The sequence below is a fragment of the Microbacterium aquilitoris genome (assembly GCF_031932285.1).
Taxonomy (GTDB): Bacteria; Actinomycetota; Actinomycetes; order Actinomycetales; family Microbacteriaceae; genus Microbacterium; species Microbacterium aquilitoris.
The window spans coordinates 74,882-98,449 of the sequence record NZ_JAUZVT010000002.1; the positions used below are offsets into that span (position 1 = coordinate 74,882).

At 71.0% G+C, this 23,568-nt stretch carries 21 protein-coding genes and 1 riboswitch; of the genes, 10 read left to right on the top strand and 11 right to left on the bottom strand.

The annotated features are described in order from the left end of the window. Positions 1-6: 6 nt before the first annotated feature. Positions 7-1,323, bottom strand: coding sequence for an ABC transporter substrate-binding protein (locus Q9S78_RS07125; RefSeq protein ID WP_311869784.1), 1,317 nt, complete (start codon positions 1,321-1,323; stop codon positions 7-9). A gap of 273 nt (positions 1,324-1,596) precedes the next feature. Here Q9S78_RS07125 and Q9S78_RS07130 point away from each other — a divergent pair, with 273 nt between their 5' ends. Then, positions 1,597-2,601, top strand: coding sequence for a LacI family DNA-binding transcriptional regulator (locus Q9S78_RS07130; protein WP_311869790.1), 1,005 nt, complete (start codon positions 1,597-1,599; stop codon positions 2,599-2,601). Positions 2,602-2,607: 6 nt separating this feature from the next. Here the strand turns inward: Q9S78_RS07130 and Q9S78_RS07135 are convergent, their stop codons facing one another. Continuing rightward, positions 2,608-3,576, bottom strand: a complete 969-nt coding sequence (locus tag Q9S78_RS07135; protein ID WP_311869792.1) for an acetylxylan esterase — start codon at positions 3,574-3,576, stop codon at positions 2,608-2,610. Positions 3,577-3,691: 115 nt separating this feature from the next. Here Q9S78_RS07135 and Q9S78_RS07140 point away from each other — a divergent pair, with 115 nt between their 5' ends. Next, positions 3,692-5,908: an NADP-dependent isocitrate dehydrogenase gene (locus Q9S78_RS07140; RefSeq protein ID WP_311869795.1), complete on the top strand. Its 2,217-nt coding sequence runs from the start codon at positions 3,692-3,694 to the stop codon at positions 5,906-5,908. A 63-nt stretch (positions 5,909-5,971) separates the two neighbouring features. Here the strand turns inward: Q9S78_RS07140 and Q9S78_RS07145 are convergent, their stop codons facing one another. The 3 genes from Q9S78_RS07145 to Q9S78_RS07155 form a co-directional block, all read right to left on the bottom strand. Beyond that, positions 5,972-6,424, bottom strand: a complete 453-nt coding sequence (locus Q9S78_RS07145; protein WP_116228534.1) for a GNAT family N-acetyltransferase — start codon at positions 6,422-6,424, stop codon at positions 5,972-5,974. Positions 6,425-6,482: 58 nt separating this feature from the next. After that, positions 6,483-7,907 (bottom strand): L,D-transpeptidase, encoded by a 1,425-nt coding sequence (locus Q9S78_RS07150; RefSeq protein WP_311869798.1) that lies wholly within the window; start codon positions 7,905-7,907, stop codon positions 6,483-6,485. A 112-nt stretch (positions 7,908-8,019) separates the two neighbouring features. Continuing rightward, on the bottom strand, positions 8,020-8,448 hold the full coding sequence (locus Q9S78_RS07155; RefSeq protein ID WP_020096666.1) for a hypothetical protein: 429 nt from the start codon (positions 8,446-8,448) through the stop codon (positions 8,020-8,022). A gap of 119 nt (positions 8,449-8,567) precedes the next feature. Between Q9S78_RS07155 and Q9S78_RS07160 the strand changes: the two genes are divergently transcribed. Further along, entirely contained in the window at positions 8,568-9,185 is a 618-nt protein-coding gene (locus tag Q9S78_RS07160) for a hypothetical protein (RefSeq protein WP_020096667.1), read from the top strand. On the opposite strand, the gene Q9S78_RS07165 is transcribed toward Q9S78_RS07160, so the two are convergent. Beyond that, the gene (locus Q9S78_RS07165; RefSeq protein WP_311869801.1) at positions 9,176-10,543 is read right to left on the bottom strand and encodes an FAD-binding oxidoreductase; all 1,368 of its coding nucleotides are present in this window, start codon (positions 10,541-10,543) and stop codon (positions 9,176-9,178) included. The two genes, Q9S78_RS07160 and Q9S78_RS07165, sit on opposite strands and share 10 nt — an antisense overlap. Continuing rightward, positions 10,540-10,965 (bottom strand): YrdB family protein, encoded by a 426-nt coding sequence (locus tag Q9S78_RS07170; protein WP_020096669.1) that lies wholly within the window; start codon positions 10,963-10,965, stop codon positions 10,540-10,542. The genes Q9S78_RS07165 and Q9S78_RS07170 overlap by 4 nt, the downstream gene beginning before the upstream one ends. A gap of 143 nt (positions 10,966-11,108) precedes the next feature. Between Q9S78_RS07170 and Q9S78_RS07175 the strand changes: the two genes are divergently transcribed. The 5 genes from Q9S78_RS07175 to Q9S78_RS07195 all read left to right on the top strand — a co-directional run bounded on the left by Q9S78_RS07175 (position 11,109) and on the right by Q9S78_RS07195 (position 16,452). Beyond that, positions 11,109-12,218, top strand: a complete 1,110-nt coding sequence (locus tag Q9S78_RS07175) for an ROK family transcriptional regulator (RefSeq protein WP_116228538.1) — start codon at positions 11,109-11,111, stop codon at positions 12,216-12,218. A gap of 76 nt (positions 12,219-12,294) precedes the next feature. After that, entirely contained in the window at positions 12,295-13,557 is a 1,263-nt protein-coding gene (locus Q9S78_RS07180; protein WP_311869803.1) for an extracellular solute-binding protein, read from the top strand. A 60-nt stretch (positions 13,558-13,617) separates the two neighbouring features. Then, on the top strand, positions 13,618-14,589 hold the full coding sequence (locus tag Q9S78_RS07185; RefSeq protein ID WP_311869806.1) for a carbohydrate ABC transporter permease: 972 nt from the start codon (positions 13,618-13,620) through the stop codon (positions 14,587-14,589). Continuing rightward, positions 14,586-15,548 (top strand): carbohydrate ABC transporter permease, encoded by a 963-nt coding sequence (locus Q9S78_RS07190; RefSeq protein ID WP_311869810.1) that lies wholly within the window; start codon positions 14,586-14,588, stop codon positions 15,546-15,548. The genes Q9S78_RS07185 and Q9S78_RS07190 overlap by 4 nt, the downstream gene beginning before the upstream one ends. A 1-nt stretch (position 15,549) precedes the next feature. Continuing rightward, on the top strand, positions 15,550-16,452 hold the full coding sequence (locus Q9S78_RS07195; RefSeq protein ID WP_311869811.1) for an ROK family protein: 903 nt from the start codon (positions 15,550-15,552) through the stop codon (positions 16,450-16,452). Between the two features lie 143 nt (positions 16,453-16,595). On the opposite strand, the gene nagA is transcribed toward Q9S78_RS07195, so the two are convergent. Both nagA and Q9S78_RS07205 read right to left on the bottom strand, forming a co-directional pair. Further along, positions 16,596-17,729: an N-acetylglucosamine-6-phosphate deacetylase gene (gene nagA, locus Q9S78_RS07200; protein ID WP_311869814.1), complete on the bottom strand. Its 1,134-nt coding sequence runs from the start codon at positions 17,727-17,729 to the stop codon at positions 16,596-16,598. Further along, positions 17,717-19,195, bottom strand: coding sequence for a beta-N-acetylhexosaminidase (locus tag Q9S78_RS07205; protein WP_311869816.1), 1,479 nt, complete (start codon positions 19,193-19,195; stop codon positions 17,717-17,719). The genes nagA and Q9S78_RS07205 overlap by 13 nt, the downstream gene beginning before the upstream one ends. Before the next feature lie 67 nt (positions 19,196-19,262). Further along, a riboswitch (ZMP/ZTP riboswitch) is annotated at positions 19,263-19,346 on the top strand. 38 nt (positions 19,347-19,384) lie between these two features. Between Q9S78_RS07205 and glyA the strand changes: the two genes are divergently transcribed. After that, a complete protein-coding gene (glyA, locus tag Q9S78_RS07210; protein ID WP_116228544.1) occupies positions 19,385-20,659 on the top strand; it encodes a serine hydroxymethyltransferase in 1,275 nt (424 codons plus the stop codon). A gap of 124 nt (positions 20,660-20,783) precedes the next feature. Beyond that, positions 20,784-21,674, top strand: a complete 891-nt coding sequence (locus Q9S78_RS07215; RefSeq protein WP_311869818.1) for a bifunctional methylenetetrahydrofolate dehydrogenase/methenyltetrahydrofolate cyclohydrolase — start codon at positions 20,784-20,786, stop codon at positions 21,672-21,674. Between the two features lie 304 nt (positions 21,675-21,978). Here Q9S78_RS07215 and Q9S78_RS07220 read toward each other — a convergent pair whose 3' ends face one another. Next, positions 21,979-22,713 carry an amino acid ABC transporter ATP-binding protein gene (locus Q9S78_RS07220; protein ID WP_116228546.1) on the bottom strand — a complete coding sequence of 245 codons (735 nt, stop codon included), beginning with the start codon at positions 22,711-22,713 and terminating at the stop codon, positions 21,979-21,981. Further along, entirely contained in the window at positions 22,710-23,555 is an 846-nt protein-coding gene (locus Q9S78_RS07225) for an amino acid ABC transporter permease (RefSeq protein WP_018188840.1), read from the bottom strand. Before Q9S78_RS07225 ends, Q9S78_RS07220 begins: the two co-directional genes overlap by 4 nt. Between the last annotated feature and the right edge of the window lie 13 nt (positions 23,556-23,568).

Sequence of the window (23,568 nt, forward strand, 5' to 3'; positions counted from 1 at the left end):
CCTCTCTCAGCCGAGCTTCTTCGCCGATGCGACCCAGCGCTCGTTGAGTTCGGCGAAGTAGCTGTCCTTGTCGCCGTCGGCGGCGCCGCGGGCGATGTCGACGAGCTTCTGGCGGTAGAGCGGGCCGTAGAGGTCGATCTGCGAGTCGTCGGCGATCGCGTTGATCAGACCCTCCTTGCCGGCGGGGGCGGGGTTGATCTCCATGAGCTCGACTCCCGAGTCCTCGAACCCGGCGAGGTTTGCGGGGAGCGGCTTGTCGATGACGGGGGACAGCATGCCCTGCGCCTCCGTGTAGCCGGAGTCGGCGGCGACCCACTGGATCCACGCCCACGCGGCGGCCTTCGCCTTCGAGTGCTTGCTCACGGCGAGGTTGTAGTCGCCGCCGATGACGGCGTACTGGGTGCCGTCGACGTTGGCCGGGAAGGCCATGTAACCGATGTCGTCGGCCGAGCCGCCGTTCGCCTCGGCGGCCGCCTGCATCTGCGAGATGGCCCACGAGCCGAGCGGCATCGTGGCGATCTTGCCGGTGCCGAGGTCGACCTTGGACTGCTCCCAGTTGGTGGTGAGCGGGTCCTCCTCCGTGAGTCCGGCCGCGACCGTGTCGTAGAGGAAGGAGTCGACCGCGTAGGTGTCGGTGCCCTCGGTCCACGGCGCGGGGTTCTCCGCCATCGTGATGGGGGCGTCGGGGTCGTGCGTGATCGAGCCGAGGTTCCCGAAGGCCTGGGTGAGCGGCCAGCCGTCCTTGTAGTTGGTGTACATCGGGATCGCGTCGGTGTTGTCCTTCACCTTCTGCAGCGTGTCGAGCCAGCCGGCCTCGTCGGTGGGCAGGTCGGTGATCCCCGCCGCGTCAAAGACCTTCTTGTTGTAGACGATGCCGTTGGCGTTGCCGCCGAAGGCGATGCCGTACTGCGTGCCGTCGAAGCTCGCGGCGGGCAGGAAGCGGTACGTGTCCTCGAACGACGAGGTCTTGCCGAGCGGCTCGAGGAACTGCTCGTACTGGTCGGGCTTGATCGCCGGGATGCCGATGACGTCGCCGTAGTTCGTGGTCGACATCCGGGTGAGCATCTCACCGGCGTAGTCGGTGATGCCCTCGAAGGTCACGGTGACGTCAGGGTACTTCTTGGTGAACTCCTTCGCGTACTTCTCGAAGGTGCCGTCCTCGACAAGGTCGGTGCGCCAGGTGACGACCTTGATGTCGCCGGCCACCTTTCCGTCGATCGTGTTGTCGCCGGCGGGCTGTGTGCCACCGCCGGCGCAACCGGCGAGGGCGATGCCGGCGAGCGTGAGCGTCGCGGCAGCAACGCCGATCCGTGTGCGTGCCATGTGTGCGTCTCCTGTCAGGTTCGTCTTCGAAACCACTCGGGTGCGGGTCGGCAACGGCGCCGACGCGGCTCACGTTAGACCCCCGACCGACCTCTCACAAGGCTTCGATGACAGCGCTGTCTGGACTTGTCCGGATGACGATGCACATCCGCGAAATACCCCTGGGCTGGGGTTTATCATCTCGGATGCGTCTTTGCGAGGCATCCGATGTCAGAGAAATGTCTATCGTCGTCATTTCTGTCCGGACTGCTATCGTGGGCGGCGGGAGGCACGATGACGGTGCAGCAACGGGCCACGCTCGACGACGTCGCGCGGCTGGCCGGAGTCAGCTCCAAGACGGTCTCACGGGTCTTCGCGCAGCGGGAGCTCGTCGCACCGCAGACGGTCGAGCGGGTCCTCGCCTCGGCGAAGCGGCTGCGCTTCCGGCCCAACAGCCTCGCGCAGGGGCTGCGCCGTGGGGGCAGCCGCACGGTCGGCTTCATCATCGGCGAGCTGAGCAACCCGTTTTACTACAAGGTCGCCGCCGGTATCGAGAAGGAGCTCTCGGCGCACGGGTTCAGCCTCGTCGTCGCCACCACCGACGACACCGAAGAGGGCGAAGGGCGCGTCGCCGATGCGCTCCTGGCGCAGCGCGTCGGAGCGCTGCTGCTCATCCCCGTCGGCGAAGACCAGTCCTACCTCGAGGGGGAGCGTCAGCTCGGGACCCCGGTCATCGCCATCGACCGCCCGGCCCGCAACCTCGCGGCCGATTCGATCGTCCTCGACAACCGCGCGGCCGTCCTCGAGGCGACCCGTCGGCTGACGGCGCTCGGTCACCGGCGCATCGCCTACGTCTGCAACCCGGCATCCGTCTGGACGCAGTCCGAGCGTCTCGCCGGCTACCGCCAGGCGATGGCCGAGGCGGGCATTGAGGCAGGGCGGTGGGAGATGCTGGGCGACGATCTGTCGATCCCGCCGCGGGACCTCGTGCAGCGCCTCTGGCGGCAGGATGCCGCGCCGACGGCCATCATCGCCGGCAACAACCGGGTGACGGTCGGCGCACTGCGCGCTCTGAAGGCGCGCGACGATCAACGGACGGCGCTCATCGGCTTCGACGACTTCGACACCGCGGACGTGCTCGGTGTCTCGGTCATCTCATACGACCCGCTCGAACTGGGGCGACGCGCGGCCACCCTCGCGATGGAGCGCATCGGCGACCCCTCCGGCTTCGTGCGTCAGATCACCCTGCCGACGTGGATCATCGAGCGGGGCACCGGCGAGCGTCCGCCGGTCGACTGAGCGGACTCAGACCCGCGCCGCGAGGAACTCGGCCTGCCGCATCCACTGGTACGCCTGGCCGCCCTCGTGCTCGTTGAAGGGGAAGACCTCGATCTCCTTGTCCGCCCCGGCCCATGCGTTGAAGGCCGCGAACACGGTCGACGGCGGGCAGATCGGGTCGAGCAGGGCGACCGAGAAGAGGGATGCCGCCTGTGCCCGCGCGGCGAAGCTCACCCCGTCGAAGTACGAGAGGGTCTCGAAGACGCGCTCCTCCGCTCCGCGGTGGACGGCCAGGTACCGCGCGACCTCCTCGTACGGGTCGCGGCCCGTCATCCCGACGGCGCGCTCGAAGTGGCAGAGGAAGGGCACGTCGGGCATCGCCGCGACGAGATCGTCGCTGAGGGCTGCCGCCGCGATGGCGATGCCGCCGCCCTGGCTGCCGCCGCACACGGCCACACGGGCGGCATCCACCTCGGGGAGGGAACGCACCGCGTCGATCGCCCGCACCGCGTCGGTGAACACGCGGCGGTAGTAGTAGGTCTCGGGGTCGTCGATGCCCTGAGTCATGTATCCCGGGAAGGCGGGGCCGGAGCCGTGCGGGTCGGGGGTCGCCCCGCCCGATCCCCAGGCGCTGCCCTGACCGCGGGTGTCCATGAAGAAGTGCGCGTAGCCGGATGCCGCCCACCCGAGCCGCTCCACCGGCAGACCCCGGCCCCCGCCGTACCCGTTGAACTCGACGACGGCCGGCAGCGCGCCGTCGCGCGCGGTCGGCAGGAGCAGCCAGCCCTTCACGGGGTCGCCCGCGAAGCCGGGGAACGTCACGTCGAACGCCTCGATGCCCCGCAGGGGCGTCTCGACCGGGATGACCACCGGCGACCCGCCGGCCTCCCGCGCGCCGGCGACCGTGCTCGACCAGAAGTCGTCGAAGTCGGCGGGGATGCGGATCTGGGGACGGTAGTCGCGGAGGTCGGGCAGAGGCAGATCGAAGCGCGGCACGGCCTCACCCTAGCGCCCGGGCGAGCCCCGGCGGAGATATCTCGACATCGAGAGAAACCGGGGTCGTGCGATACGCTGAGGAGCATCCGCGACGCCCTTTTCTTGGAGACGACACGTGCCTGATTCCACCATCATCTACACCTACACCGACGAGGCTCCCGCGCTGGCGACGGCGTCCTTCCTGCCGATCGTCGAAGCGTTCGCCGGAAAGGCCGGAGTCCACATCGACACCCGCGACATCTCGCTCGCGGGCCGCATCCTCGCGGCGTTCCCCCAGAACCTCACCCCCGAGCAGCAGGTGGGCGACGCGCTCGCCGAGCTCGGCGGTCTCGCCACCCTGCCCGAGGCCAACATCATCAAGCTGCCGAACATCTCGGCATCCATTCCGCAGCTCAAGGCGGCCGTCGCCGAGCTGAAGGCCGCCGGCTACGACATCCCGGACTACCCGGACGAGCCGAAGGACGTGGCAGAGAAGGACATCCGCGCCCGTTACGACCGCATCAAGGGTTCCGCCGTGAACCCCGTCCTGCGCGAAGGCAACAGCGACCGTCGTGCCCCGCTCTCGGTCAAGAACTACGCGCGCAAGCACCCGCACCGCAACAAGCCCTTCGCCGACGGAAGCAAGACCCGCGTCGCGACGCTCGGCCACGACGACTTCAAGTCCAACGAGACCTCGACGGTCATCGAAGGCGACGACGTCCTGACGATCCGCTTCACGGCCGAGGACGGCGCCGTCACCGAGCTGAAGTCGGGACTCAAGGTCCTCCCCGGCGAGGTGGTCGACGCGACCTTCCTCTCCGCGGCGGCCCTCGACGCCTTCCTGACCGACACCATCGCTCAGGCTGCGGCCGAGGACGTGCTCTACTCCGTGCACCTCAAGGCCACCATGATGAAGGTCAGCGACCCGATCATCTTCGGTCACGTCGTCCGCGCCTTCTTCGCCGACGTCTTCTCGCGCTTCGGTGACAAGCTCGCCGCGGCCGGCCTCACCCCGAACGACGGTCTCGGCGCGATCCTCGCCGGTCTCGGCCACGTCGAGGGCGGCGACGAGATCCGCTCGGCGTTCGATGCGGCCATCGCGAACGGGCCCCGGCTCTCGTACGTCAACTCCGACAAGGGCATCACCAACCTGCACGTCCCCTCCGACGTGATCGTGGATGCCTCGATGCCGGCCCTCATCCGCAACGGCGGCAAGCTGTGGGGTGCCGACGGCGGTGAGGACGACACGATCGCCGTCATCCCCGACTCCTCCTACGCGGGCGTCTACCAGGCGACCATCGACGACGTCATCGCGAACGGTCCGCTGAACCCGGCGACAATCGGCTCCGTGCCGAACGTCGGACTCATGGCCCAGGCGGCCGAGGAGTACGGCTCGCACGACAAGACGTTCGAGATCCCTGCGGCCGGCACGGTCGAGGTCGTGAACGCGGCGGGCGAGGTCCTCCTCTCGCACGCGGTGCAGTCGGGTGACATCTGGCGTGCGACGCAGACCAAGGACGTCGCCATCCGCGACTGGGTGAAGCTCGCCGTCACGCGTGCCCGTGCGACCGGGGTCCCCGCCGTGTTCTGGCTGGACGCGAGCCGCGCTCACGACGCGAACCTCATCGCGAAGGTGAAGACCTACCTCGCCGACCACGACACCGAGGGGCTCACGATCGAGATCCTCGCGCCGGCCGACGCGACCCGGTACTCGCTCGAGCGCATCCGCCGCGGTGAGGACACCATCTCGGTCACCGGCAACGTCCTCCGCGACTACCTCACCGACCTGTTCCCGATCCTCGAGGTCGGCACGAGCGCCAAGATGCTCTCGATCGTCCCGCTGCTCGCCGGCGGCGGACTGTTCGAGACCGGTGCGGGCGGCTCGGCCCCCAAGCACGTGCAGCAGCTCGTCGGTGAGAACTACCTGCGCTGGGACTCGCTGGGCGAGTTCTTCGCACTGGCTGCCTCGTTCGAGCACCTCGCCGACTACACCGGCAACGCGCACGCGAAGGTCCTCGCCGACACCCTCGACGCGGCCACCGGCACCTTCCTCGAAGAGGACAAGTCGCCCGGACGCGCCCTCGGCACGATCGACAACCGCGGCAGCCACTTCTACCTCGCGACCTACTGGGCGCAGGAGCTGGCTCGTCAGACCGTCGACGCCGAGCTCGCGGCGGCCTTCGCCCCCGTCGCCGAGGCGCTGAGCTCGAACGAGGAGACGATCGTCGCCGAGCTCGTCGCCGTGCAGGGTGCGCCCGCCGAGATCGGCGGCTATTACCGTCCCGACCCTGCGCTGGTCGAGAAGGTCATGCGCCCCTCGGCGACGCTGAACGGCATCATCGACGGGCTCTGATCCGAACGAACGGATGCCCCGGCCGCGTCAGCGGGCCGGGGCATCCGTTCGTTCGCGGGAGTGTCAGAGCTTGATCTGCGCGACGACCTCGCCGTACTCGGTCTCGTCGACCGGAGTGAAGCCGACGCGCTGGAAGAACGCGTCCGGCCCGCCCTCGCCCGCTTCGTAGATGACGTTGACGTGGTCGAAGCCGCGCGCACGGGCTTCATCGATGAGCTGGTCGACGGCGTAACGGCCGACGCCGCGGCCCTGGTCGTCGGCATCCACATTGATGCGCCAGAGCACCGAACGGAAGTGCTCGTGGGGGGCGTCCGCATCGAACCCGGCACTCACGAAGCCCACGACCTCGTCGCCGTCGAGGATGACGCGCTGCCACGAGGTGGCGGGATCGACCACGGTCGCCGCGATCGCGTAGCTCTCGGGCGTGACGAACCGTTCCTGGCCCGGCTTGAGGGAGAGCGTGTTCACACCGACGATCGTCGACGCCGACAGTTCTTCTACGCGGAGGTCAGCCATGAGCACAGGCTAACCGGGATCGCCACGGACTGCATCCGAACGATCGATGCGCTTCGCGTCAGGAATGGATCCAGACGTCGCCGCCGTCGGGCATCCAGTCGTAAAGCTTCTTGGCCAGGGCCGGAGGCATGTTGACGCAGCCGGCGCTCATCTGGTTGCCGAAGTTGTTGTGCCAGTACGCGCCGTGGAAGGCCTGGTTGCCGTTGAAGTACATGACCCACGGGACGTCGGGCTGCGTGTACTTGTTGCCGGTGTCGCGCGACGTGCCCTTCATGTCCTGCAGGGGGGTGCGCCAGCCGATCGAGTAGTGACCGGTGTACGTCACCGCGCCGTCGCGGCCGCTGGAGATCAGCCAGGTGTCGACGACCTTGCCGTTCTCCTTCAGGTAGAGCCGCTGCTCGCCGAGGTCGACCTCGGCGAGTCGGACGGTGCTCACCGTGTCGCGCGGCGTCACATCGACGGGCAGATCGTAGGACGCATCGCCGGTGGCGAGCTGGTCGGCGAAGTCGCGGGCGATGCCCGAGGTCTCACCGAGGACGCGGCCGTCCTGGCCCGCGACGACGGTCGACAGCACGGTGCCCGCCTCGCTCGTGAGGACGTTGGCGCTCTCGGGGTCCTGGTTGACCTTCGTCGGCAGCGTGTCGACGGCCGCCTGGATCGCCGCGGCGTCGGCCGTGTAGCCGAACGTGCCGGACTCGTCGGCCGAGACCTGCAGCCACGACGCGAGGGTCTCGGGTGCCACAGGCACGGCACGGTCGTCGCCGACGTAGAAGCCGGCCTCGGCGATCATGTCGTTGAGGGTGGTCGCGGTCGCCTCGGCCTCCGCCGTCGTGACGGCCGACGCCACCGGCTCGGGCGTCGGGTCGACGCTGGCGGTGCTGGCGCCGTCGGCGAGGGCGGTCTCGAGGGCGGCGCGGACGGCGTCGATCGACACCCCGGTGCCGTCGCCCGCCGGTGTCACCGTGTACGCGCCGTCCTGGAACGAGACGGCCGCAGGCGTCGGATCGGTGTACGCGTCGGGCAGTGCTGCGCGCAGAGCGGATGCCGCCCGGTCGGCGTCGAGGGTGACCTCAGGCGTGCCGTACTCGGCGAACCACGCGGTCACGTTCCACATGGGGCTGCCCGCGAAAGCGGCATCGGCGACGGCGGAGGCATCGACCGAGGCACCGAGATCGGCAGCCGACACGGTCGGGCCGCCGTCACCCAGCGAGACCTCGATGGACCCGAGGCGCGACGAGATCGAGTCGGCAGCGGCTCCCGCGGTCTGTCCGCCCACCGGCACTCCGGCGGCGGTCGTCCCCGGGGCGATCAGCACGAGCGAGCACACCGTGGCGGCGGCGACGACAGCGGCGACGGGCAGCCCGATCTTCAGCCACAGACGGCGAGGCTTGGGCGCCGGCTCGGCCGGTGCCCAGCGGACGTCGACGTGCCCACCCGATGCGGGCGTGCCGTCTGCGTCCTGGCGTGTGATGGTCTCGGACATCGATCTCCCCCGAGCTGCGGCCCGGCGTTCCCGACTCCACGGGGATCCGGGGTCTCGTCGCCAGGGCGAATGTCGCTTCCGAAAAGGGTACGCGACGTGGGCTGAATCCGGTTCACCGACCGCACAGATCGTGATAATCGGACACCGCCGTGCGGATGCGGTCGGTGGCGTCGGCGAGGCCCGTGGCGCCGTCGAGGTCGCCCGCCGCGGCATCCGCGGAGGCGTCCGCCAGAACGTCGAATCCGGCGCGGAGGTCGGCGACGATCGCCTCGACGCGTGCATTGTCGATCGATCCGGAGACCTGGCGCAGCGTCGTGCGGACGGCGGCGGTGGCCGTCGCGGCGGCGGCCGGGTCGGCGGCATCCGCCTCGGCGAAGTCGGTCATCGCACCGTCGACGGCGCCCGAGAGGGTCGCGCAGGCGGCGGCGACGGTCTGCGTGTCGTGCCGCGGGGCCGCCGGCGTGCACGCGACGGCGATCGCGGCGATCGCGGCGGCGACGAGGAGGGTGCCCGCGGCGCGGGCGGGGCGGGATGCGGACACGTCGGGCCTCCTCGGGTCGGGACCGTTCGAGCCTGTCACGTCTCCGCTGGAGGAACGGTGGAACCCGGGCTCCGGCCGGGCGGGTGACAGCCCCGCACCGCGGGCCGTAGGGTGTGGCCATGCAGCGCACAACGGTGTGGTCGTGGCTCATCGGCGGTCTCCTGCTCGTCGGGCAGAGCGTGCTCGGCGTGCTCTCCGCCCTCGCCGCCCGCGCGGGAGACGCCGCCTCGGTACCGCTCGAACTCGGCGCCGCCGTGCTGGTCGCCGCCGCCTGCGTCGTCTATGCGTTCGGGTTGCGGCCCGAGGAGAGCGTCGTCGCCCGTCGGCCGGCGGGTGTGGTCATGCTGCTCTCGCTGGGTGGGTTCGTCCTGGTGCGCGCCGCGTGGTGGGCCGGCCCCACCGGGTACGCCGTCGGTGCGGAGCCGACCGCGGCGCTGAGTGTCATCGTCGCTTTCCTCCTGGCCATCGGGGGCGCGATCGCGATCCTCCGCATCGGGGTGATCCCGCGGCCGTGGAGTTGGATTCCGATTGCCGCCATCGGTCTGGGGCTCGGCCTCGCCACCATGTTCGCCGTGGCGACACTCGTGGCGCCGGGTGCCGGCGGTCCCGTCGGGGTGCTCCCCGCGTCGATCCCGGGTGTCGTCGGGATCATCTCGATCGTCCTGGCGGTCACGACGCAGCCGTCGCCGGCGCGGCCGTCGGCTTCACCGGCCGGCGCCGCCGTCCGTCACGGCTGAGGAGAGAAGACCTTGCCCGGGTTGAGGATCCCGGCCGGGTCGAAGACGGACTTGATCCCGCGCTGCAGCGACCACTGATCCTCGCCGAGCTCGTCCGCGAGCCAGCGGCTCTTCAGGACGCCGATGCCGTGTTCGCCGGTCAGGGTGCCGCCGAGGGCGATCGCCGCGCGGAACAGGTCGTCGGCCGCGCGCCAGACCTCGGCGGGCACCTCGTCGCCCTCGAAGATGAAGTTGGGGTGCAGGTTGCCGTCGCCGGCGTGACAGACCGTGGGGATCGTCAGCCCGTAGGCGGCTTCGATGCGGGCGATCTCGTCGAACATCGCCGGCAGCGCGCTCCGCGGCACGGACACGTCCTCGATCAACGCCGTTCCCAGCGTCTCCATCGCGGGGTGCATCGCCCGCCGCACCGCCCACAGCTGCGCGGCTTCCGCGTCGTCCGCGGCGAGCCGCACGGCTCCGCCGCTCGCGACGAGGATGTCCGCGATCTCGGTCTGCTCGTGTGCCGCGGCGGCTCCGTCGGTCTGCACGGTCAGCTGCGTCGCGCCGGGCGTCGGCGGGGCGAGACCGAGGAGCGCATGCGCGGCCGTCAGGCTCACGGCATCCATCAGCTCCATGATCGACGGCTGGATGCCGGCCGCGGTCACGGCGGCGGCTCCGGCGGCGGCGGTGCGGACATCGGGGAAGAGGGCGGTGAGGGTCCGCGTCTCGCCGGGCACGAGCCGACGGAGCTTCAGGGTCGCGCCGACCACGACGCCCAGGGTGCCCTCCGAGCCGATCATGAGTGCCGTCAGGTCGTAGCCCGTGACGCCTTTGACGCTGCGATGACCCGTCGAGATGAGCCGCCCGTCGGCGAGGACGACATCGAGTGCGAGGACGGCGTCGCGGACGACTCCGTACTTCGCGCACAGCAACCCGCCCGCGCCCGTGGCGATGTTGCCGCCGACGGTCGAGATCTCGCGGCTGGCGGGGTCGGGTGCCCACCAGAGACCGTAGGGGGCGAGGGTGCGCCCGAGGTCGGCGTTGAGGATGCCGGGTTCCACGACGGCGAGGAGGTCGTCCGGGCGGACCTCGAGGACGCGGTCCATGCCGCGCACCGACAGGGCGATCTCGCCGGCGCCGGTGTTCGCTCCTCCGGCGAGGCCCGTACCGGCGCCGCGGGTCACGACCGGCGTGCCCGTCGCGGTGGCGATCCGCATCGTGGTCTGGACGTCTGCGACGGATGCCGCGTGCACGACGGCGAGCGGTCGCCCGGCGGCGCGGTGCCCCGACTTGTCGGCGCGGGCCGCGTCGACGGCCGGATCGGAGGTGTCGACGCGCTCCCCGAGCGCCTCGCGCAGCAGAGCGACGACGTCGGTCACGACAGGCGGCGGCGCCCCGCGAGGACGCCGACCACGACGGCGACGACGGCGAAGCCGAGACCGATCCAGGCCTGTCCCGCGCTCCACCAGGCGATCGTCGCCGACAGGTAGATGAGCAGCTCGACGAGTCCGCGCACGAACGGGTGGACGCGGATCACGGCGCGCGGCGAGGCGAACAGGCCCCACACGATGAGCGTCGCGAGGGGCGCGGCGATTCCGAAGACGATGTTCCAGGGGAGGTCCCACGCCGTGAATCCCCAGATCGCGAGTGATGCGACCGCGAAGAGGGTGCACAGGAAGCTGAGGAGGTCGAGGGCCGAGAGTCGCTCTGCGGTCGCGGTGGTCCCGGTGGCGGCGGGTGCCGTGGCGGCGGGTGCGGGCTCCGCGGGTCGTTCGGGGCGGACGTGGGGGAGCTCGGACATGCCTCGATTCTACGGGGGCCGTCGTGACGGCCGGAGTGTAACGAGTTTGTTAAGACTGCTTGCAAAAGCGGGTCGCTCTCTTGCGGCATCCGTATTCGTAAGGCTTACTAACAAACATGCCGAGCCCGACCCGATCTGCAGCCGTGACCCGCTCCCGACGTGCCGCGGGCAAGATCCTCCCCGAGCACGCCCGTGCCCACAATCGCGCACTGGTGCTGCAGTCGCTCTTCTCCGCAGGGGCGATGAGCCGCGCCGACCTCGCGCGCGAGACCGGACTCACCCGGGTCACCATCTCGGATCTCGTGGGGTCGCTCATGGAGGACGGGTACGTCGTCGAGCAGGGTGTGCGGGAGGCATCCGGCCCCGGCAAGCCCGCCATGCTCGTCGACATCGCGCGCGACGGTCATCGCATCGTCGGACTCGACCTGTCGGGCAGCGAGAGCCTCGTCGGCGCGGTGCTCACCCTCGACGGCGAGATCGTCGCACGCCACAGCGTCCCGGTCCCCGCCCGGCAGAGCGAGGTCCTCGACGCGATCGTCGCCCTCGCCCGCACGGTCGTCGCCGACGCCCATGCCCCGGTCCTGGGTCTCGGCGTCGGGACACCGGGCGTCGTCGACGACCGCGGCGTCGTCCTCGCGGCGCCCGGCTTCGGGTGGGCGGATCTCGACCTCGCCGGGACCCTCGAGCGCGACCTCGGACTCCCGGTGCTCGTCGCCAACGACGCGAACGCCGCGGTCCTCGCCGAGCACACGTTCGGCGGCGCCGGCGACGACGTGATCCTCGTCCGCGTCGGCCGCGGTGTCGGCGCGGGCCTCCTCACCGGGGGAGAGCCGCTCGCCGGTGCCCGCTTCGCCGCCGGCGAGATCGGCCACGTCACCGTCGGCACCGACGGCGGACCCGCCTGCGCCTGCGGCAAGATCGGATGCCTCGAAGCCTGGCTCGCCGTCCCCGCACTCACCGAGCGCATCGCCGCCACCGGCGACCCCGACAGCGTCCTGCGCGACGCCGGCGAGCGGCTCGGCATCGCCCTCGCGCCCATCGTCGGAGCGCTCGACCTGTCGGAGATCGCGCTCTCCGGCCCCGCCGACCTGCTCGGCGGGGCGCTCGCCGAGGCCGCGGCCGAGACGGTCCGCACCCGCACCCTCGCCACGTTCCACGACGGGCTCCAGGTGCGGATGTCGACCCACAGCGAGGACATCGTCCTGCGCGGTGCGGCCGTCATGGTCCTCTCCGGTCGCCTCGGCGTGTCCTGACCCGCACCACCCGCACCACCCGCATCCGCGACGACCCGTCCGGGCCGCCGCATCCCCACACAGTGAAGGAATAGCTATGAAGAAGACCCTCGGAGCACTGTCGCTCCTCGGCGCGTCAGCCCTCCTCCTCTCCGGCTGCGCCGGTGGCGGGACGCCCACCGGCGGCAGCGCCGAGACCGGCGACCTGACCGTCTGGCTGGTCGGCACCGACACGCCCCAGGACGCGCGCGACTATCTGAAGAAGACGTTCGAAGACCAGAACGACGGCTGGACCCTCACGATCGAGGAGAAGACGTGGGCCGACACCGGTGAGGCGTACGTGGCCGCGCTCTCGTCCAACGACGCCCCCGACATCGTCGAGGTCGGCAACACGCAGGCGCCGGGATTCATCTCCCAGGGCCTGTTCGCCGACCTCTCCGGCATCCAGGACGACCTCGGGGGTGACGACATGCTGACGAGCTTCGTCGACCTCGGGTCGGAGGACGGCACGCTCTACGCCGCGCCGTACTACGCCGGATCGCGCGTCGTGTTCTACTCGCCCGCCAGCTACTCCGGAGAAGTCCCGACGACGCTCGCCGACTACGTGAAGGCCGGCATCGACGGGACCACCGCGACGAAGTCGGGCATCTACGCCCCCGGCAAGGACTGGTACAACGCCCTGCCCTACATCTGGGCCAACGGCGGCGAGATCGCCACCCTCGACGGCGAGAAGTGGGTCGGCGGATTCTCGAGCGAAGGCGGGATCGCGGGCCTCACGATGCTGCAGGACGTCTACGCGAACGCGACCATCGCCCCCGCCGACTCCGACGAGACCGACCCCCAGGTGCCGTTCTGCGCCGGCGAGGTCGGGTTCCTCTCGGCGCCGGCGTGGGTGAAGTGGTCGATCCTCGCGGCCGCCGACGCCGAGGCACCCGGATGCCCCGACGAGGCCGGTAAGGACCTGGCGGCGTTCGCCCTGCCCGGCATGAGCGCCGGCGAGGTCGCCCCGGTCTTCGCGGGCGGCTCGAACATCGCGGTCGCCGCGAAGTCGGACGCGCAGGACAAGGCGCAGGCGGCGCTGGAGATCATCCTGTCGGAGGGGTACCAGAAGATCCTCGCCGAGAACGGGCTGATCCCTGCGCGCACCTCGTTCGCGCAGTACCTGCCCGACGACGCCATCACCGCCGAGGCGGCCAAGGCCGCGGCATCCTCCAAGGCGGTCCCGGCGAGCCCCAAGTGGGCCGAGGTCGAGTCGGCCGGCGTCATCAAGGACGCGCTCGTGAAGATCGCTCAGGGAGGCGACGTCACCGAGATCGCCACCGCCCTCGACGGTCAGATCGAAGCGATCCTCAACTCCTGACCGACCTGTGCAGGGGGCGGTCGCACCCCGGTTCCCCCCTCACCCTGCACGGAGACGATGATGTCCGGAACCCTCACACGCCCCGCCCCTCCGGCGCCGCCCCGCGATCGCCTCGCCACCGCGGCCCGCGAGCGCGGCCGACGTCGCAAGGACGGCGCGGCGGCGCTCACCCTGCTCGGCCCCTCCCTCGTCATCCTCGCGGTGATGGTCGGTTACCCCGCGGTCCTCATGGTCGTCCAGTCGTTCACCGACTACTCGATCCGCGACAAGGTGCAGGGGACTCTTCCCGATATCGTCGGTCTGGACAACTACCTCGAGGTGTTGACCGCGTCCGACTTCCCGGCGGTGCTCGTGCGCAGCCTCGGGCTCATGCTCGTCATGACCGTGCTGATCGTCGGGCTCGGCGCACTCGTCGCGGTGCTCATGACACGACTCACCCGCGGCTGGCGCCTGCTGGTGTCGATCGGGTTGCTCCTCGCGTGGGCGATGCCGCCGCTGGCGGCGACCACCGTCTGGGGGTGGATCTTCGACGCGCAGTACGGCCTCGTGAACTGGCTGCTCAACTCCGTCACCGGGTCCACGGACTTCACGAACCACTCCTGGCTGCTCGACCCCTGGTCGTTCTTCGCCGTCCTCACGATCATCGTCGTGTGGCAGGGGGTCCCCTTCGCCGCCTTCACCCTCTATGCCGCGCTCGGGCAGGTTCCGGGCGAGGTCCTCGAGGCGGCGTCGCTCGACGGCGCGACCGGGCTGCAGCGGTTCCGCCTCGTGGTCTACCCGTACCTGCGGAACGTGGTGACCGTCGTCGTCGTCCTGCAGGTGATCTGGAACCTCCGGATCTTCACGCAGGTGTACACGCTGCAGCAGCGCGGTGGGCTCGTCTCGGAGACGAACGTCCTCGGCACCTACATCTTCCGTCAGGGGGTGGGCGAGTTCGGGGTGACCAGCGCGATCGGCGTACTCACCGTCATCCTCCTGCTCGCCCTGTCCTGGGGCTACGTCCAGACGACCCTCAAGGAGGAGGAGCTGTGAGCACGCAGATCACGCCTGCCGCGCAGCTGGCGACCGTCGGCGTCGACGAGGTCGCCGGCCGGGTCGGCGACGCGCGGACGCCCGTCGCGGGATCGCTCGCCGCACGGCGGCGTCGCCGCTCACCGCTCGGCCGCGTGGTGCTCAACGGCGCCGCGCTCGTCGTCTTCGCGTGCTCGGTGTTCCCCGTCTACTGGATGCTGAACATGTCGTTCACGAGCGGCGAATCGATCATCAGCCGTACGCCGAGCTTCCTGCCGCTGGACTTCACGCTCCGCAACTACGAGACGGCGTGGACGCGACCCGCAGCGCCCGGGCAGACCGATTTCGTGCACGGACTGATCAGTTCGGGTCTCGTCACGGTCGGCGTCCTCGTGGTCACCCTCCTCGTCGCGTTCCTCGCCTCGATCGCGGTCGCCCGCATCCGCTTCCGGGGACGCCGCTCGTTCATCGTCTCGGTCCTCATCGTGCAGATGATCCCGGGTGAGGCGATGATGTTCACGATCTACGGGATGATCGACGACTGGCGGCTCATGAACACGCTCGTGGGACTCGGCATCGTCTACATCGCCGCGGTCGTCCCGTTCACGATCTGGACCCTGCGCGGGTTCGTCGCGGGGGTCCCGGTCGACCTCGAGGAGGCGGCCATGATCGACGGGTGCACGCGGTCGCAGGCGTTCTGGAAGGTCACTTTCCCGCTCCTCGCTCCGGGCCTCGTTGCCACCGGCGTCTTCGCCTTCATCCAGTCGTGGAACGAGTTCACGATGGCGCTCCTACTGCTGCGGGGCCAGAACCTGACGCTGCCGCCGTGGCTCCTGTCGTTCCAGTCCGCGACCGAGGCGACCAACTGGGGCGCGGTGATGGCGGCATCCACCCTCATCTCCATCCCCGTCGTCGTCTTCTTCCTCATCGTGCAGGGGCGGATGTCGGGCGGGCTCGTCTCGGGCGCCGTGAAGGGCTGACATGCGCGTCGGAATCGACGTCGGCGGCACGAAGACGCTCGCCGTCGCGGTGGATGACGGCGGTCGCGTCGTCGCGACCGACCGCCGCGCGACCGGGCGGGGAGCCGAGGCCGTCGTCGACGGGATCTGCGCGGCCGTGCACGCCGTGCTCGGCGACGCGCCGCCGGGCCCGGTCGGAGTCGGCATGCCGGGGCAGGTCTCGCCCGGCGGCGTCGTCCGGCACGCGCTGAACCTCGGGATCGGGAGCGTCGACCTGGCCGAGGCCGTCGCCGCCCGGATCGGTGTGCGGCCCGTCGTCGAGAACGACGTGCGCGCCGCCGCCGTGGGCGCGGCCGCCCTCCTGCCGGCAACGGACTCGCTCGCCTACCTGAACCTCGGGACTGGCGTCGCCGCGGGGATCGTCCGGGGCGGGATGCCCTGGCGCGGCGCGCGTGGCGCCGCCGGCGAGATCGGGCACCTCAGCGTCGACCCCGCGGGGCCGGTCTGCCCCTGCGGGCAACGCGGATGCATCGAGGCGGTCGCCGGCGGCGCCGGGGTCGCCGCGCGGTGGGGGAAGCCGTCGCCGCTCCCCGTCGCCGAGGTGTTCGACTGCGCGGATGCGGGCGACCCGCTCGCCCGGTCGCTGCGGGCGGATCTGGTCCGTGGCGTGGCCGCCGCGGTGCAGGCGCTCGTGCTCACGGCCGACGTCGAGCTCGTCGTCCTCGGCGGCGGGGTGTCGCGTCTGGGTGAGCGGGTGTTCGCGCCGGTGCGCACGGCGCTTCGGGCCGCGGCATCCGGGTCGGCCTTCCTCGCCTCGCTCGATCTGGCGGAGCGGCTCGCCCCGGTGCCCGCGGGCGAGCCCGTCGGCGCGGTCGGTGCCGCACTGCTGGCGGGGTCGCCCGTCGGGGTCGCGCCGGGACTCTGATCGATGTGCTGGTCGGTATTCAGTCTCGACGCGAGTCCGCTGGGCGTGCGGGGGCGGATCCCCGGGCGTCAGCTCAGCGGCCGCACCGATCGGGACTGAATACCGAATGCGGCGTCTGACCGGCGATCGGAGGGAGCCGCGGCTCAGACCGTCCCGGAGAAGACCCGCCGCACGTGCAGATCGGCGCTCAGGAGCACCGCGTCGGCGACGGCGCCGACGGCGAGGGAGCCGAGCTCCGGCCGACCGATGGTGCGCGCCGGCGTCGCGGTGAGCGCGGCGACGGCGTCAGGCAGTGCCACACCCGCCGCGACGGCGGTGCGGAGCGCGGCATCCTGCGTCAGGGTGGAACCTGCGATCGTCCCGTCGGCCAAGCGCGCGACACCCGCGTCGACCGTGACCGACAGCGACCCGAGAAGGTAGGTCCCGTCCGCGGCGCCGGCGGCGGCCATCGCGTCGGTCACGAGCGCGATCCGGCCCGGGGCAGCGGCGAACAGCATCCGGATCACGTCGGGGTGCAGGTGCACGCCGTCGGCGATGACCTCGAGGGTCACGCGGGGGTCGCCGGTCGCGGCGCCGACCGGTCCCGGGGCGCGGTGGTGGAGTCCCGGCATCGCATTGAAGGCGTGGGTGAGGAGGGTGGCGCCCGCGTCGAACGCGCGGCGCGTGGCCTCCACGTCGGCATCGGTGTGACCGACCGCGACGACGACGCCGGCCGCGGCGAACCGGGCGATCGCGTCGTGCCCGCCGGGCAGCTCGGGCGCGAGCGTCACCTGCACGAGCGATCCGCGCGCCGCCTCGATCAGCGCGGCGACGGCCTCGGGCGTGGGGGTGAGGAGAAGGGCAGGATCGTGGGCACCGTGGTGCGCCGGGTCGAGGAACGGGCCTTCCAGGTGTGCGCCGAGGACCGAGGCGTCCGCTTCCGCGAGCTCGGCGATCGCGCCGAGGCGGGTCGCGAGGTCGGCGGGGGAACCGGCGACCAGCGAGATGACGGCGCGCGTCGTACCGTGCGCGAGGTGCGTCGCCCGGGCGACGCGGATCGCCTCGATGCCGTCCTCGTGCGCGCGACCGCCCCCGCCGTGCCCGTGCAGGTCGACGAAACCGGGCGTGAGCACCGCGCCCGACGCATCGACGACCTCGTCGGCGCCGAGCGAGCGCCACGAATCACCGGTGCCGGATGCCGCAACCCGTCCGGCCTCGATGCGGATCCACGCGTCCGGGGTCTCCGCGCCGGCGTCGATCAGCCGGGCGGACTGGATGATGCGGGTCACGTCGTCCACGGAACCTCCGCGAGGGCGGGGAAGCGGATGCCGAGCGAGGTCCAGAGCGGCCCGAGCCCGCCGACCCGCGAGCGGAACGAGTCCCACGTGCGCTCAGGTCCGGTGGCGGCGGACCACGCGATCTCGGCCGCGGCGGCGATGCGGGGGAAGGCGAGTGCGTCGATGTCGGCGAGGCTCGCGACGGTCTCGGTCCACAGCGGAGCCTCGACACCGAGGATCGCGTCCTCGGCGAGGCCGTCGACGACGGCGGTCGGCTCCCACGAGTAGGCGCGCTCGAGGCTCGTCGCGCCGTTCGCCCAGGTCAGACCGAGCGGCGCGTCGTCGGTCGGCTTCATGTCGAGGTAGACCGCGTCGGCGGGCGAGAGGATGACGCGGCCGCCGCGCTCGGCGAAGGCACGGGCGTGCTGGGGTGCGGCATCCGTCGGCGTCGCGAAGCCCCAGTACTGGCCGATCGTGCCGGGAGCCAGACCCGCGACGGCGCCGGCCTCATGCCAGGCGATCGGCGTCTTGTCGAGGCCTGCGATGACGGCGCTCGCACGCGTGATGAAGTGCGCGAAGTCCTCGGGCGTCGTCCCGTGGGACTCGTCGCCGCCGAAGTGCAGCCAGGGTCCCGGGGTGAGCCCGGCGAGTTCGGCGAAGACGTCGCGCACGAAGGCATACGTCGCCTCGTCATGGACGCGGAGCGACGAGAAGCCGACCGCGGTGCCGGTGTACGGCTCACCCTCGACGGGGATCGCGCCCTCGGTGATCACCTCCGTGACCGGCGCCTCGGCGATCTCCGGGTAGGCGAGGGCGACGGCGTGCGTGTGCCCCGGCATGTCGAACTCGGGGACGACGGTCATGTGACGGGATGCCGCGTACGCGACGATCTCGCGGTACTCGTCCTGCGTGTAGAACCCTCCGGGAGCCCCGTCGACCGCGGTCGTCGAAGCCCTCTCGGTGAGCTCGGGACGCGAGCGCAGCTCGAGCCGCCAGCCCTGGTCGTCCGAGAGGTGCAGGTGCAGGACGTTGAGCTTCAGCGATGCGGCGCGGTCGATGTACGCCCGCACCGTGTCGACTCCGTGGAAGTGGCGGGCGACGTCGAGCATGACACCGCGGTACGCGAACCGCGGTGCATCCGCGATGCGGACGGCCGGCACCACCCAGCGCTCGCCGTCACGACGGACGAGCTGGCCGAGCGTCTGCACGCCGGAGAAGAGGCCCGCGGCATCCGCTCCCGTGATCCGGATGCCGGTGGCCGCCGCCTCGAGGACGTACGACTCCGCGAGGCCGCCCTCCCGCACGTCGAGCACGATGCCGTCGCCGTCCGGCAGGTCGAGGCCCGTGCGTGCGGCGACGAGGGAGCGGAGGGCGGTCGCGGCATCCGTCTCGCCCATCAGGCCGGCCCCGGCGAGGTCGAAGGCGGGCCCGTTCTGGACGGCGACGTCCGCGGGGAAGGGCACGAGGGGGAGGGGCACCGGAGCCACCGCCGTTCTGTAAGGTGTCCTAACAAAACCGATCGGGCCAGCCTATCAGCGGCCCCATCCGTTATGCTCGCAGTGTCGCGACTGGCGTTGAGGTGGGCTACCACCGGGGAGCGATTGACACGGCATTCGACCGCGCGCCTGGGCCGATGCGAGATTCCTCATCCCGAAAGCCGTCGTCAGGAGATCGTCATGACCGATTCGCTGTTCAACGCCCCCCTCTCCGAGGTCGATCCCGAGATCGCCGATGTGCTCGAGCGGGAGCTCGACCGTCAGCGCGGGTTCCTCGAGATGATCGCCTCCGAGAACTTCGTTCCCGTCTCGGTGCTGCAGTCGCAGGGCTCCGTCCTCACCAACAAGTACGCCGAGGGATACCCCGGCCGTCGCTACTACGGCGGCTGCGAGGTCGTCGACGTCGCCGAGGAGCTCGCGATCGAGCGCGCCAAGGCCCTCTTCGGCGCCGGGTTCGCCAACGTGCAGCCCCACTCGGGTGCGTCGGCCAACGCCGCCGTCCTGCACGCGATCGCCCGCCCCGGCGACACGCTGCTCGGCCTTTCGCTCGACCACGGCGGCCACCTCACGCACGGCATGAAGATCAACTTCTCGGGCCGTCTCTACAACATCGTCGCGTACGGCGTCGACGCCGAGACCTCGCTCGTCGACATGGACGAGGTCCGTCGCCTCGCGATCGAGCACAAGCCGAAGGTCATCATCGCCGGCTGGTCGGCCTACCCCCGTCAGCTCGACTTCGCCGCCTTCCGCGCGATCGCCGACGAGGTGGGCGCCCTCCTCTGGGTCGACATGGCGCACTTCGCCGGCCTCGTCGCCGCGGGCCTGCACCCGTCGCCCATCCCGCACGCGCACGTCGTCTCGACCACCGTGCACAAGACGATCGGCGGCCCCCGCTCGGGCCTCATCCTCTCGAACGACGCCGACATCGCGAAGAAGATCAACACCGCGGTCTTCCCCGGCCAGCAGGGCGGGCCCCTCATGCACGTGATCGCCGCGAAGGCGACCGCGTTCAAGCTCGCGATGACCCCGGAGTTCAAGGAACGTCAGGAGCGCACGCTCCGCGGAGCGGCGATCCTCGCCGACCGCCTCACCCAGGACGACGTCACGGGCGCCGGCATCGCGGTGCGCTCCGGCGGCACCGACGTGCACCTCGTGCTCGTCGACCTGCGCGACGCGGCGATCGACGGCAAGCAGGCCGAAGACCTGCTGCACGACATCCGGATCACGGTGAACCGCAACGCGGTCCCGAACGATCCGCGTCCGCCGATGGTCACCTCGGGTCTGCGGATCGGCACGCCGGCGCTCGCGACCCGCGGCTTCGGCGACGCCGAGTTCACCGAGGTCGCCGACGTCATCGCGCTCGCGCTGCTGCCGGGTGCCGACCACGAGGCGCTCCGCGCGCGCGTCGCGAAGCTCGCCGACGCGTTCCCGCTCTACCCCGGCCTGCACCAGTGACCGCCGGCATCCGGCCCCTCCTCCGACCGCGAGACTGCACGCACGCCTCGAGACAGCGGTTCTTGACCGCAGTCTCGAGCTCCCCGCGCAGTCTCGCGGGCGAGGGGCGACGACAGGAGGCATCATGACCGCGGCGGTCCTCGACGGCAAGGCCGCCTCGGCGGCGATCAAGACGGAGCTCGCCGAACGCGTCGCGGTGCTGAAGGGGCACGGCGTGACGCCCGGCATCGCCACCGTCCTCGTGGGCGCGGACCCGGCATCCCAGCTCTACGTCGGGATGAAGCACCGCCAGTCCGAGGCGATCGGGATGAACTCGATCCAGCGCGAGCTGCCCGCGGACGCGACGCAGGATCAGGTCGAAGCGCTGATCGACGAGCTCAACGCCGACCCCACCTGCCACGGCTACATCGTGCAGCTGCCGCTGCCGAAGCACCTCGACACCGACCGCATCCTCGAGCGGATCGATCCCGAGAAGGATGCCGACGGTCTCCACCCGACGAACCTCGGCCGCCTGGTGCTCAACGTCAACACCCCGATCACGTCGCCGCTGCCGTGCACGCCCCGCGGCGTCATCGAGCTGCTGATTCGCAACGGCTACGACCTGGCCGGAAAGCACGTCGTCGTCGTCGGTCGCGGAGTGACGATCGGCCGATCGATCGGCCTGCTGCTCACGCGCCGCGAGTACAACGCGACCGTCACGCTCACCCACACCGGCACGACCGACCTCGGCGCGCACCTGCGCGAAGCCGATGTCATCGTCGCCGCGGCGGGCGTGAAGCACATCGTCACGGCCGAGCACGTGAAGCCCGGCGCGGCGGTGCTCGACGTCGGCGTCACCCGCGAGGACGACCCCGAGACCGGCAAGAGCCGCGTCTACGGCGACGTCCACCCGGACGTCGCGGAGGTCGCGGGCTGGGTGTCGCCGAACCCCGGCGGCGTCGGCCCGATGACGGTCGCCCTGCTCATGACCAACGTCGTCGAGGTCGCCGAGCGCGCTGCGGGCCTGCGCGTCTGACGTGTGCTTGTGAACGAGGGATGCCGCGTGCCGCCCGGCATCCCTCGCCTTCGTTGACGGGCACCGCTCGCCTGTCGCGATGTGCGGTGGCGTGCGGCGTGTTGTGACGGGGGAAGCCCGCGGGGGCGCGGCCGCGATGCTCGCCTGTCGCGATGTGCGGTGGCGTGCGGCGTGTTGTGACGGGGGAAGCCCGCGGGGGCCCTGCGCCGGGGAAGCCCGCGGGGGCGCTGCGCCGCCGCTCGCCTGTCGCGATGTGCGGTGGCGCGCGGCGTGTTGTGACAGGAGAAGCCGGCGGCCCGGCGCCTCAGGCGGTGAAGCGAGCGAGGAAGGCGCGGGTGCGGGCTTCCTGCGGATGCCGCAGCACGGACGACGGCGGGCCCTGCTCGACGATCGTGCCGGCGTCGAGGAACACGACGCGATCGGCGACGTCGCGCGCGAACGCCATCTCGTGCGTCGCCATCAGGATCGTCGCGCCCTCCGACGCCAGGTCGCGGACGAGCTCGAGGACCTCGCCGACGAGCTCCGGGTCGAGCGCCGAGGTGATCTCGTCGAGGAGCAGCACCTCGGGGTCGGTCGCGATCGCGCGGGCGATGGCGACGCGCTGCTGCTGACCGCCCGACAGCCGGTCGGGGTGATCCTTCGCCTTGTCGGCGAGCCCGACGCGGGCCAGCAGCTCGGCCGCGCGGGCTTCGGCGTCGCGGCGCGGCATCCGGTGCACCACGCGCGAGGCGAGCGTGACGTTGTCGAGCACGGACAGATGCGGGAAGAGGTTGAAGCTCTGGAACACGGCGCCCAGGCGCGCTCGCACGCGGTTGCCGTCGACCCGCGGGTCGGAGATGTCCTCGTCGCCGAGGAAGATCTGCCCGTCGTCGATGGGCTCCAGCAATCCCAGGCACCGCAGCAGCGTCGACTTGCCCGATCCGCTCGCGCCGATGAGCGCGACGACCTCGTGCGCACCGAGCGTCACATCGACGCCCTTCAGCACGTCCCGGTCACCGAAGGACTTGCGGATGCCGGTCGCCGTCAAGATCCCGCTCACAGCACCGATCCTGACTGCTCGCGCTCGCGGAGCCTCGCCGTGTACCAGTCCGTCAGGCGGATCGTGGGGATCGCCAGGAGGATGAAGAGGATGCCTGCCACGACGTACGGCGTGAAGTTGTAGGTCGTCGCGACGACGCCCTTCGCCCGCGCGATCGCGTCGAGGCCCGCGATGATCGAGATGAGCCCGACGTCCTTCTGCATCGAGATGAAGTCGTTCATGAGCGCGGGTGTCATCTTGCGGAGAGCCTGCGGCAAAACGACGCGGCGGAGCGTCTGCACATGGTTCAGGCCGAGCGCACGGGCGGCGAGGCGCTGAGAGGGGTGCACCGAGTCGATGCCGGCGCGGATCACCTCGGCGACGTAGGCCGAGTATGTGAGCGTGACGGCGAGGATGCCGAGGAACAGCTCATCGATCCGCTCGCCGACGATCGTCGGCAGCCCGAACCCGACGAGGTAGAGCACGATGATGAACGGCAGCCCGCGGAACAGATCGGTGTAGCCCGCCGCCAGGGTCCGCACGGGAAAGAAGACCGGGCCCCGGAGAGTGCGCAGGAGTGCGATCACGAGCGCGACGCCGCCGACCGTGAAGATCGAGATGCCGAGCACCGTCAGGTTGAGGAGGAAGCCCTCCCACACCTTCGGCAGCGCCTCGATGGCGACAGCGGGGTCGAAGAAGGCCCGCTGGACCTTCGCCCAGCCCTCCGTGTTGATGACGAACGCCCACACGATCACCGCGAACGCGGCCGTCGAGAGGATCGCGATGAGCACGGACCGTCGCTCCCGCCCGCGCCGATAGGCGCGACGGTCGAGCTCGAGTGCGCTCGGGATGCTGGTACTCACGGATCGACGCTAG